This is a genomic window from Methanosarcina thermophila TM-1 (genome assembly GCF_000969885.1).
Lineage (GTDB): Archaea > Halobacteriota > Methanosarcinia > Methanosarcinales > Methanosarcinaceae > Methanosarcina > Methanosarcina thermophila.
The window spans coordinates 640,378-651,828 of the sequence record NZ_CP009501.1 but is presented as its reverse complement, the minus strand read 5'-3'; the positions used below and the strand labels follow the sequence as shown (position 1 = coordinate 651,828).

Below are 11,451 nucleotides of genomic sequence, written 5' to 3'. Positions count from 1 at the left end.
GCAACAGCACTTTATTTCATCTATATGAGCCTGTTAACTTAAATAAACTTGCAACCCCTTTTAGAGAGCAGCCAGAAACCTCTTCTTAAATCTGGCTGTTCCTGAATTCGGAAACCGAAATGGAAAAACACTGGATTGAAATGACTCCTGCAGATCCTCTTTATCTTGGAATTTTAATTCTCACAGGTGCGTTTACAGGCGTTATTTCGGGCTTGCTTGGTGTAGGAGGGGGCTTTATTATGACTCCTGTCCAGACTGGCTTTTGCAGGAAACCGGGCTAGAGCCTGATATAGCTATACGGATAGCTCTCGGCACAAGCCTTTTTGTAATCCTGTTGAACTCCATAAGCGTTGCTTTAAAATATCATGAGAAGCACGCAGTCCAGTGGAAACAGGCAACGCTTATGGGAATTGTAGGTTCGATTACCAGTTTTGGGGGAGCGGCTGTAGCTTCCAGGTTATCAGCTTTAACCTTGAGCACAATTTTTGGAATCGTGGTCATAATAGGAGCGCTCAAAATCTATGTGACGCCTGCAGTTCGAGAAAATGGTGAAATAAGCTCTAATCAAATGCTTTATATTCTTGCCGGAGTTTCCATAGGCTTTTTCTCAGGGCTACTTGGGATCGGCGGAGGAGTAATTGCAATTCCGATCATGCTTATTTTTCTGCATTTTGATATGCGAAAAGCTGTAGGAACTTCGTCTGCAGTAATAATGTTTACCTCTTTTGGAGGGTCGATAGGATATATAATCAATGGTATAGGTCAGCCTGGGCTTCCTCCGTATTCTCTTGGATATATCAATCTCATTGACTGGATTTTGCTTGTAATCCCAGGATTTTTTGGAGCAAGAAAGGGGGCGGATATTGCCCATGTGGTAAACCCGGAACACTTGAAGCATTTGTTTGTGCTTCTCATGATCTATGTAGGGCTGAAAATGATAGGAATTATTTGAAATTTAGCTGCCGGAAAGATTCTCTGTAAGATTTTTGGGATAACGTTTTTTGGGCAATATATCAGGTAAGAATTTTGGTGTAAGATTTCTGAGAAAGCATTTTTGATAACGGTATTACATCAAGCGCTCTCAATAGCTTCTACAGGATCGAGTTTTGCAGCTTTCCGAGCAGGGTAGATTCCTGAAATTATATTGATTATGAAAGCGAAGATAGCCGCATATAAAAAATTAAGGGGCTCGACTTCAAGAGGCAAAGTTTGGAGCCCGAAATACATTTCCTGCGGAACCTCGATTTCGTAGTTCTGGAGCGCTATAGTTGTAATGTAGCCAAGAACAATGCCGAACAAAAGCCCTATTGCTCCGAGAATCAAGGACTGGAAAAGGAAGATTGTCATTATGCTCTTCTGAGAAGCTCCCATGGCTTTCAGGATTCCGATTTCTGGGGTTCTCTGGGCAACAATTGTAATCAGGGTATTTGCTATCCCAAAACCTGCTATTCCATAAATCAATAAATAGAATATGTTTACAAAGATCTTCTGGGTATTCAGAAGATTCAGGATTTCAGCATTTGCTTCAAGCCAACTGACAGCATCAAACCCGGATTCCCTTTCAATTGAGGCTGCAATAGCCTCAGCCTGGTATGGATCTGCAACCCTGATGCCTATCGTGCTCACAACGCCCGGTTTATTAAAAAAATGCTGCACTGAATCGAGCCTTGCATAGGCTGTTACCTCATCTGCACCAGTTCCGGTATGAATAAGACCCAGCACCTTAAAAGAAGTAGTTTCCACACCTGGAAAAACCGCATTCACACGATCTCCGGTCTGGACTTCAAGATTTTCTGCAAGTTTGTCTCCAAGCACAATCCCATTTCTTGTATGGGCAAGCGATAGGAAATTTCCTTCTATTACATCCTCGCTTACTCGCATAACCCTATCTTCAGCCTCAGGGTCAATCCCCTGAAGCGAAATTCCTTCGGCATTGTCCCTGTATTCCAGGGCTGCCTGACCTAGATACTTGGGAGATACCGCTATGACTCCTTTCATTTCCGCAAACCGGGCTGAATTATACTTGTAAAGATGAATATACTCTTCTTCCTCATTTTGAGGAGTTATGACAATATGCGGATTATTCTCAATGCTTGACTGTACAAGCTCCGCCTGAAAACCAGTGAGCATAGCCATCATTACCGTAATGACAGCTACTGCAAGGGCAACTGCCAGTATGGCAAAGAAAGTTTGCCTTCTTCTGGAGAAAACCTGCCTCAAGGCAATTTCCAGTTCGTACATGTCATAAACTCCTATCTTGTAGACTCATCAAAGTATGAATCCCTATCTTGTAGATCCATCACAGTATGAATCCTATCTGTAGATCATCAGTATGAATCCCTATTCTGGATGGACTCTATCTGATAAACTCCATATGAATGATTCTGTATGTACAAGAAGTTCTCAAGCCAGTTTCAGTGAGCGACTATTTTTACAATTTACAGAAAAATGAAGCCTTCATAATCTCAAAATATTAGTAAATATATTTTATTTTCCTGGCTCTTACTTAGATTCCTCTTACTTAGATTCGGCTTTTATTTAGATTCGAATTCTGTTTGGATTCGACTTTTATTTAGATTCGACTTTATGTGGATTCGGATCTTATTTAGATTCGGCTCTGGCTTGAGATTTTTCAAAGATTTCAGGTTTCTGATATTATTCCTGTAATTATTCTTGTGAAGCTAATTATAAATTAGTTTCCAGTACTTTCAGGAAATAAACTCAAAGGACTATTTAGGAGAATGCACAGTGTTGTAATAAATCTAAGAAGCATAAAAAGAGAAAATTCAGAAAAATAAAGTTAAAAAAAGATTTAAATAGGAAATTAATATGGAAAATTAAAATGGAAATTAAAATAGAGATTAATAGAAATTAAAATAGGAAATTGAAAAATTAGAGCTGCACATAATGTGCAACTTCGCCCAGGTCTTCCTCGATTCTGAGAAGCTGGTTGTATTTTGCAGTCCTCTCTCCGCGGGCTGGGGCGCCGGTCTTAATCATTTCTGCGCCAATAGCGACTGAGAGGTCCGAAATTGTGGTGTCTTCGGTTTCGGCAGAGCGGTGGCTTACTATTACGGTATAGCCGTTCCTGGAAGCCATGCTTGCGGCATCAAAAGCCTCGGAAAGTGTTCCGATCTGGTTGATCTTTAAAAGAAGAGCATTTCCTGCTCCCATATCAACGCCTTTTGAAAGCCTTTCAATGTTTGTAACAAAAAGGTCGTCACCAACAATAATCGTGTCCCAGAGCTCGTTGGTCAGAGCTTCGAAATCATCAAAGGCTTCCTCATAGAAAGGATCTTCAATTGAGAGGATTGGATAGGTATTCACAAGTTCAATATAATAATCCATCAGTTCAGGAGCAGTGAGCTTTTTTCCGTCAATAGTGTAGAGTTCGTCTTCGTAAAATTCGGAAGCTGCAGCATCAATCCCTATAGTAACCTCGGTATCGGTGTAGCCAGCCTCCTCAATAGCCTGGACAAGGGCATCAAGGGCTTCGACCGACTCACTCATTTTGGGAGCATATCCTCCTTCATAGCCTACATTGGTGGAAGATCTGCCATATTTCCTTTCCAGCAGTTTTCCGAGCACATGATAGATTTCTGCCCCCATCTGGATAGCTTCATAAAAGGTTTCAGCACCTTTGGGCTGAATCATGAATTCCTGAATTGCAAGCTCATTGCCTGCGTGCTTGCCCCCGTTAAGGACGTTCATTGTCGGCACGGGCAGAGTGAAGGCGTTTGAGCCTCCGAAATAACGGTAGAGAGGAATATTGAGAGAATCGGCAGCGGCTTTTGCAACAGCCATGGATACTCCAAGGATTGCATTTGCCCCGAGGTTTGATTTATTATCGGTCTCGTCGAGCTCGATCATCAGCTCATCGATTTCTCGCTGATTTCGGACATCGAGCCCCAGCAGTTCCTTCTGGATGATAGTATTCACATTCTTTACTGCAGTGAGAACTCCTTTTCCTCCGTACCTGTTAGGATCTTCATCCCGCAGCTCAAGAGCCTCATTTGTACCAGTAGAAGCCCCTGAAGGAACACTGGCTCTGCCAAATCCCTTCGGTGTAAACACATCAACTTCAACTGTGGGATTTCCCCTTGAATCCAGGATCTCCCGAGCATGTATCTTTTGGATCTTATATTCTCCAGAATCCTGCTGTAGACCGATATATGACATCATTTCACCCTTTTTAATCTCTGATCTATCTATACATATATTCTGTTATTTGAAGCTTAACCTAATTTGAAGCTTAACCTCAAATTAAACGTTGCATGTTTGAATTGTATTTAATTCTTTATCCGGTTAACGCAGATAATTTTAATTAAGTTTTACGTTATTTTCTCATACGATACCCTGATTAACATATAAAGAATATGTATTGAATTCCCAGTCCCAGAGATATTGCTGCCTCAAGCATCTGATACCGTAACCTAATAAATCTTTGAAAATTTATTTAGGAATGTTCTACTCAAGTGTTTGCAGGAGATCCTCTTATTTGGCAACCCTTAATTCAGGTATTCCGGATTTTACGAATCTTCATTTCCTGTGAACACCAGCTTTAGAGGCTTTGGTCATGATTGCAAAACTTATTTTTTTCTCGAAGATTTATAAATATAAGTTTTTATATTGAAACTTATCAAAGGAAGTTTTTAATCGGGTTTGATTATTATTTTACTCTTTAACAATGCCCAATTTATTTAAAAAAATAATTTTATCTACATAAAATATATAAACATGAAAGTATTATTCATTTCTGATGACTGACGATTCTCCAGTTAATTTAACCGAAAAAGATTATTCAATCATTGATATGCTCCAGAGCCTGGGACTTCCGAGGACGGAAGCCACGGCGCTCGTATGTCTGAAAGACTGCAAGGAGTTAAGATCCCTTCATATTGAACATGTCTCAGGGCTGAGACAACCGGAAGTAAGTGTAGCCATGCGTCCCCTGCGAGAGAGAGGCTGGGTGAACGAAAGGTCTGAAAAAAAGAACAAAGGAAAAGGCAGACCTGTAAAGTACTATCAGTTAACAGTACCCTTCACTGAAATAATAAAAGCCCTTGAGGAAGAATTTTTAAAAGACAACAAAGAAAAATTAACTGCACTCAAAAGGCTTCGTGAACTGGAGACATTGATGCAAAATTGAGCTTGAGAAAATACCGGATCTTTTGCATGCCTATTTTTTAATTCTTTTTGTAACCAGATTTTCGGGCACTGATAATAACGCCTGTTTTATCTGAGTGTTATTCCTGGTCTGAGACCCGCCCAAAATTCACAGGAGCAAAACCTTGCTCTTCATCTGCAACTCTTCTGGCAGAAATGCCCTCCAGCTCGAAAACGAAAGCCTCAACTACCATAAAAACTTCGCTCTCACCTCTCAAGCACCCAAGTTTTGCGTTATCTCCTCTACCTGCACATGTATGCAGATGGATCTTCGGTTTTCCATCCTTTAAAAAAATATCTCCTATTCCCAGGATCTCGTGGGCGTCACCGAAACTGAACCATAAAGGCTCAGGAGGGATTTTATTTTCTTTTGGACCCGTAACAAGTTTTGCTTCTTTTAATGCTCCCAGTAGCATAAAGACAGCAGATTCTATGTTCTCCAGTTCAGCAAGTTTAATCAGCTCCAGAATCAGGTCATCCCCATGATCTATCCTGACAGTAAACACCCTGCCTATTCTTCCTTTTGCATATTCCATTTTATCTCCTCACTGATCTGTAATTTTCCCATCCACAAGTCTGATAATCCTATCAGCTTTTGATGCCAGGTCTTCGTTATGAGTAACAACGATAAAGGTCTGATTATACTGCCTGTTCAGCCGCCTGAGCAAATCATAAATCAGGTTACCCGTTTTTGTATCAAGGTTGCCTGTAGGCTCGTCCCCAAGCACGATTGCAGGAGAGCAGCTCAGTGCTCTTGCTACTGCAACCCTCTGGTTCTGCCCTCCTGAAAGCTCACTGGGTTTATGATTCATCCGGTCTTCAAGCCCAACCTCCTTAAGAAGTTTTTCGGCAATTTCTTTTGCTTCTTTCCTGCTTTTTCCCGCAATCAAGAGCGGCATCGCTACATTTTCCAGGGCTGTGAAATCTGGGAGCAGGTGATGGTACTGGAAGACAAAACCGAGCATTCTGTTCCGCATCTCGGAGCGCTCCTTATCCGACATTTTCGTTACATCTTTGCCGTCTATCAGGAGTGTCCCAAAACTTGGAGTGTCGAGCAGACCTATAAGGTGCATAAGAGTGCTTTTGCCTGAACCCGATGGCCCGACAATTGCTACAAATTCTCCTTTCTTAATTTTCAGATTTGCATTGTCGAGCGCGCGAAATTCCATTCCGTTTTTATATATTTTTGTTAGGTTTTTAAGCTCGATAATTGGGCTTTCTTCAGTCATGCTTTTCCTGCATTTTCAAAACCATTGTGATAAAAATAGAGGCTCTTTTAGTAAATAGCTTTTGGGCAAAGCCCAGGATCCTGCGGAAAATCTCTAATATGAACCAGGCTTCATTCTATCTTCTTTCTTATTAATGGAGCTGTAGATCTCATTCTTGCGGTTTAGACTTTCGTTCCACTTTTTTATCCATCTTTTTTACTTACAATATACGCTGCTGCAAGGATCAGAGCACAGCCCAGAAAAGTCGAGATATAAAGAGGGGTTTTAAGGATCGTCACATCAAAGAAAATTCCGGAGACAGGCTCCATTAGGGCAAGAATACTTCCTGTCTGTGCCTTGACTCCTGAGATCCCTTTAAGGTAGATTACAGCCGCAAGGGTAATTGTTAAGCCGAAGAAAAACAGGACGTCTAGATTTTTTACGAAAACAGCAAGTGGGGTGGCAAGTGCGGCTGGCAGTGTAAAGAGAAGACTTATACCTGTCAGCCAGAAAGTCTGAGCTATTCCTGTGTAGTCGTTCCTGAGATATCGGATTGTTATTATAGTCACACTGAATGATAGCCCTGATAGCAGCCCGAATATAAACCCTTTCTGAAAGTCAGAACCTGTATCAATCAGAATCTCTGACGGTCGGGCGATCAATAAAACTCCCGTGATTGCAAGCAGGAGGGATAGAAAGCTGTTACTGCTTCTACTCTCCCCGAGAATGGGTGGAGCTAGTATATTAACGTATATTGGAGCCGTATAAAACAGAAGGACAGCTACCGAGACTCCACTATATTGGATAGATGAAAAATAACATATGCCTGTTACTGCATTTGAAAAGCCAAGGAGCAATAAGTACTTTCTTCTCTTTTTAGGTCTTAGCTGCTCGATTTCTCTGTTGAGCAACAGGTAAAAGAGAATGATAAAGAAGCCAAAAAAGAGCCTTGAGAAAAGGAGGGATCCTGCTGACATATCTTCAGTCATATTCAGAAAAACCCCTATAGTACCGTAAATTATGCTGCCAGTTATAACTTCAAAATGCGGTTTTAATGAGCTTTCTTGCACAGGCATGGACGAGAGTTAAAAGCTTGCTGATATATACCTTTATGGGCAAGAAAAGATTAAAATTTTAATAAAAGATAAAAAATAAAGTAAAAGAAAGATTAAAAGAAACTTTTACTTATTATGTGCTCTTAAAACCGGTTTTCTTCTGACAAAAGCTCCCTTGTTGAAGGTTATTCTGTCCCATATAAACAGTTTTCTTAGAGAAACCGAGTCGTCCAGGCTTATAACAATTGCTGCCGCAAGGATGAAAATGCAGCCAGTAAGCATCCCACTGTGAATCGGGTTTCCAAGTATAGTGTAATCAAAAAATATACAGGAGACCGGCTCAAGCAGAGTAAGGATGCTGGCTGTAACTGCGTTCACGCCTGTTACACCCCTTATATAAAACACCGCCCCGACGCCTGTTATTAATACCCCGAAGAGTACAAGGACTGGAAGGTTTTCAGCAAGCACATTCCGTGGAACGGAAACTGCAAATGGTGAAAAGAAGAACAGGCTGATTACACTTTGCCAGAAGAGCTGGGTGAGCCCATTATATTCATCTCTGAGGTAACGAACTGAGATTATTACACCGCTGCTGAAAAGGCCTCCTGCAAGCCCGAAAAGCACTCCCTTAAGATAATCACTCCCGAATTCAAGCTGTTCAAAACCTCCTTCTGGCCTTGTTACATAGAAGACTCCTATCAAGCCCAAGAAAAGTGCAAAGATGGTTTTTCCTGTATTCTTTTCTCCAAGCAGGAGGGGGGCAAGGATTGTTAGATAAATAGGATCTGTATAAAGAAGCAGAACGGCTGAAGAAGCTCCTAAATAGCGAATTGCTGAATAATATGAAAACATTTGCAAAACATACAGGATCCCGAGGAGGAGCAGGTAGTTCTTCTTTCTTTTCAATGCGAGTTGATTTAAATTTCCGGTAACTGCCAGATAAAGCATAATGGCTGAAAGTCCGAATAGCACTCTATAAAAAATAATCGAACCAATGGACATATCATCCAGGTGTTGCATGTAGATTCCGACAGTACCGTAAATTATGCAAGCGATTAACAGTTCCAGATGATGATTAGTAACAGCAGTCATAGATTATTTAGAAGGAAAGGAATGTATATATATTTTTAGTAAGATAATACTTTCTAATAATAATTAATAAGTTTTCTCCCGATCTTGTTTTGTGTATAATTAATAAGCTTTAAGGGCACAAAGCCCTATTTAAACGCTGTGTTTTAGTCTTGAGATTTTTGCAGGCTGAGTACCACATACTGCCTGCTTCCTGTCCTGTAGATGGTAAGTCCTTTGAGCCCATGCCTCCAGGCATAAATCAAAGCTTGCTTAATATCCTCTTTTCCTGCAGAATGAGGCATATTGATAGTTTTCGAAATACCGCCGTGACAGTGCTTTTGAAATGCCGCCTGTACATCAATATGAGCCTTCCAATCAATATCAAGGGCTGACCTGAAGAGCCGCTTTTCTTCTTCACTTACGAGTTCAGGTTTTTCCACGTTCTGCAGGGTACCGTACTTATAGACGTGCTCAAGAAGCCAGTTATAGTCAGTCTCGGTCAGTTTTGATTTAAAGTGTGCTTTAAACAAAGGATGAACAAGCGTGAATTTCCTGCCTGAGAGCTGAGTTCGCCTGTATACCCAGCTGAAAACTGGTTCAATTCCTGAAGAGCAACTGGCAAGAATGCTAATTGTGCCTGTTGGGGCGATCGCAGTTAATGCTGCATTTCTCATCGGAAGTTCCCATGTGGAGTCCTCAAATTCCGGAAAAGGTCCTTTTTCCGCAGCGAGTTTTCTGGATTCCCGAATTGCAGCCCAGGTAATCTGTTCCATAAGTTTTTCCGCAAGCTCAAGAGCTTCCAGGGAGTCATAAGGCAACCCAAGCTTCAAAAGCATATCATGGAAACCCATTACCCCAAGCCCTGCTTTCCGGGTCTTTTTTGTTGCAGCCTCGATCTCTGGTACAGGATATGCATTCTTGTCAATTTCATTATCCAGGAAACGGATAGCTTTTCCGGCTACTTCCCTTAGAAAATCCCAGTTTACTTTTCCGTCAACAACGAAAAGGGAAAGGTTAATGCTACCCAGGTTGCAGGATTCAAATGGCAGAAGCGGTTCTTCCCCGCAAGGATTGGTAGCCGAGATGTCGCCAAGTGCGGGCGTGAAATTGTCTCTATTTATGCGGTCATAAAAAAGAACTCCTGGTTCGCCGTTTCTCCAGATTCCCTCAACAATTTCAGAAAAGATCTGCCCAACCGTCAGACCTGTCTGTCTGTTCCAGACTTCATCGACCCTATCAGCCTCAACGAGTTCCATGAAAGCGTCAGGAATCATGACCGAGATATTGAAATTGCTTAATTCTCCCTCTACACGTTTTGCCCTGATAAAAGAAAGAATGTCATTGTGGGAAATATCAAGGATGCCCATATTGGCTCCCCGGCGTTTTCCATATCGCTTTACGATTTCAGTTGCCTCATTGAAAAGTTTCATGACGGATACAGGACCGATCTCTTCTTTATCAGCACAGGAGCCGGAAGAACAGCCAGAGCGTATTTTTGAAAAATTAAAACCTGTGCCTCCTCCAGTTTTTTGAATCAGGGCTGCGATTTTGATCGAATTAAAGATCTCCTCAACGCTGTCCTCAACGGGTATTACAAAACAGGCTGCAAGCTGTCCGAATTCTGTGCCCGCATTCATGAGCGTGGGAGAGCTCGGAAGAAAGATTTTTTTGATGATTAGGTCTTTAAACTCCAGATACTCTTTTTCACTTGTCGCTATTGCCTTTGCAACTCTCTCACAAATATCGTTCCAATCCTTTTCTCCCTCAAGCAGATATCTGGCTTTAAGGGTTTCACTTGCCAGAAAATCTAATCCTTCTTCTGTTTCCCACACAAATCTCTTCTCCTGTGAAAATTCAGCAGGCTTCAATTTCCGCAAAAAGAAATTATATTCATATTGGACGGGCTTTTTTATCATTGTATCCGAAAATGCGGTCAGTAATTTCGATTAGAAAGAAAAGTTAAGAAAACAGAGAGTAAGAACAAAGAGAAAAAAAGTAAAGAAGAGTAAAAATGATTAAAAAATTAAAAAAGATTAAAAATTAAAAAGATTAAAAAATTAAAAGAAATTAAAAATTAAAAGAAGTTAAAAATTAAAATAGAGTAGAAAATTAAAAAATAAAAAAGAGTAAAAATAAGAGCAGGGATTACCCTTAAATAAAAGAAATTTTAGACCAGTTCAGCCTTTATAATTTTTACCTCAGTTTTCGGACGATCTTGGCGGTCAGTCTTCACCTTACCGATAGAATCCACAACATCCATGCCATCAACTACCTTCCCGAAAACAGGGTGCATTTTATCGAGATAATTGTTATTCACGAGGTTTATAAAGAACTGGCTGCCACCGGTATTGGGACCTGCATTTGCCATTGCTATGGTGCCTCTGTCGTTCCGGTTGTGGTTTGTAAACTCATCCGGAATAGTATAGCCAGGTCCACCCATGCCCGTACCTGTCGGATCTCCGCCTTGAATCATGAAGTTGTCAATTACCCTGTGGAAAATAACTCCATCATAGAAACCTTGCTCAACAAGTTTTGCGAAATTTCCTGCCGTAATTGGCATGTCTTCAAACAGTTCAATTGTTATATCGCCCATAGTGGTATGCAGGACCACTTTCTTTCCCTTCCAAACAACCATTAATTTTCCTCTGATAGTCTTTTGGTTTAGTCTTTATTGCGCAAACCTTTCTGGCAGCTTTTTGTGCACTTTATGTTCGTCTTGCATGTAAATGCTTCGCTGCCCGAGTTCCGTACCGCCCGAATTGCGCTTCGGGATCACAGAAAATCGAAGATTTTCTAGGAGTTGCACTGCAAGTGCAACAGCACGCTGCCCTTTTCGCTTCGCTCAAGAGGGCTAATTTAGAGGAAAAGTATCAGTTTATTGACGGCACCATCATATTTCGTTCACTGAGGCTAACAGCTAATAAGCTGGATAACATTTCTCTAGGGTTTTT

At 41.1% G+C, this 11,451-nt stretch carries 11 protein-coding genes; 3 read left to right on the top strand and 8 right to left on the bottom strand.

The window, feature by feature from the left end; genetic code table 11:
- Nucleotides 1-119: 119 nt before the first annotated feature.
- Together MSTHT_RS14950 and MSTHT_RS02800 are read left to right on the top strand one after the other, a co-directional pair.
- Nucleotides 120-281 (top strand): sulfite exporter TauE/SafE family protein, encoded by a 162-nt coding sequence (locus tag MSTHT_RS14950; RefSeq protein WP_231588163.1) that lies wholly within the window; start codon nt 120-122, stop codon nt 279-281.
- On the top strand, nt 263-952 hold the full coding sequence (locus tag MSTHT_RS02800) for a sulfite exporter TauE/SafE family protein (protein WP_231588162.1): 690 nt from the start codon (nt 263-265) through the stop codon (nt 950-952). The genes MSTHT_RS14950 and MSTHT_RS02800 overlap by 19 nt, the downstream gene beginning before the upstream one ends.
- 119 nt (nt 953-1,071) lie before the next feature.
- Here the strand turns inward: MSTHT_RS02800 and MSTHT_RS02795 are convergent, their stop codons facing one another.
- Together MSTHT_RS02795 and eno are read right to left on the bottom strand one after the other, a co-directional pair.
- Nucleotides 1,072-2,241 (bottom strand): ABC transporter permease, encoded by a 1,170-nt coding sequence (locus MSTHT_RS02795; protein ID WP_048166470.1) that lies wholly within the window; start codon nt 2,239-2,241, stop codon nt 1,072-1,074.
- Nucleotides 2,242-2,892: 651 nt separating this feature from the next.
- Entirely contained in the window at nt 2,893-4,179 is a 1,287-nt protein-coding gene (eno, locus tag MSTHT_RS02790; RefSeq protein WP_048166469.1) for a phosphopyruvate hydratase, read from the bottom strand.
- A gap of 580 nt (nt 4,180-4,759) precedes the next feature.
- On the opposite strand from eno, the gene MSTHT_RS02785 reads away from it, so the two are divergent.
- The gene (locus MSTHT_RS02785; RefSeq protein WP_048166468.1) at nt 4,760-5,149 is read left to right on the top strand and encodes a transcriptional regulator; all 390 of its coding nucleotides are present in this window, start codon (nt 4,760-4,762) and stop codon (nt 5,147-5,149) included.
- Between the two features lie 97 nt (nt 5,150-5,246).
- On the opposite strand, the gene MSTHT_RS02780 is transcribed toward MSTHT_RS02785, so the two are convergent.
- The 6 genes from MSTHT_RS02780 to MSTHT_RS02755 all read right to left on the bottom strand — a co-directional run bounded on the left by MSTHT_RS02780 (nt 5,247) and on the right by MSTHT_RS02755 (nt 11,135).
- On the bottom strand, nt 5,247-5,702 hold the full coding sequence (locus MSTHT_RS02780) for a PPC domain-containing DNA-binding protein (RefSeq protein WP_048166467.1): 456 nt from the start codon (nt 5,700-5,702) through the stop codon (nt 5,247-5,249).
- 9 nt (nt 5,703-5,711) lie between these two features.
- Nucleotides 5,712-6,395, bottom strand: a complete 684-nt coding sequence (locus MSTHT_RS02775) for an ABC transporter ATP-binding protein (protein ID WP_048166466.1) — start codon at nt 6,393-6,395, stop codon at nt 5,712-5,714.
- 182 nt (nt 6,396-6,577) lie between these two features.
- Nucleotides 6,578-7,450 carry a DMT family transporter gene (locus tag MSTHT_RS02770; RefSeq protein ID WP_048166465.1) on the bottom strand — a complete coding sequence of 291 codons (873 nt, stop codon included), beginning with the start codon at nt 7,448-7,450 and terminating at the stop codon, nt 6,578-6,580.
- Between the two features lie 105 nt (nt 7,451-7,555).
- A complete protein-coding gene (locus tag MSTHT_RS02765) occupies nt 7,556-8,521 on the bottom strand; it encodes a DMT family transporter (protein WP_048166464.1) in 966 nt (321 codons plus the stop codon).
- A 143-nt stretch (nt 8,522-8,664) separates the two neighbouring features.
- Nucleotides 8,665-10,332, bottom strand: a complete 1,668-nt coding sequence (locus tag MSTHT_RS02760; protein ID WP_048166463.1) for an adenosylcobalamin-dependent ribonucleoside-diphosphate reductase — start codon at nt 10,330-10,332, stop codon at nt 8,665-8,667.
- 335 nt (nt 10,333-10,667) lie between these two features.
- The gene (locus tag MSTHT_RS02755; RefSeq protein ID WP_048166462.1) at nt 10,668-11,135 is read right to left on the bottom strand and encodes a peptidylprolyl isomerase; all 468 of its coding nucleotides are present in this window, start codon (nt 11,133-11,135) and stop codon (nt 10,668-10,670) included.
- Nucleotides 11,136-11,451: the final 316 nt, after the last annotated feature.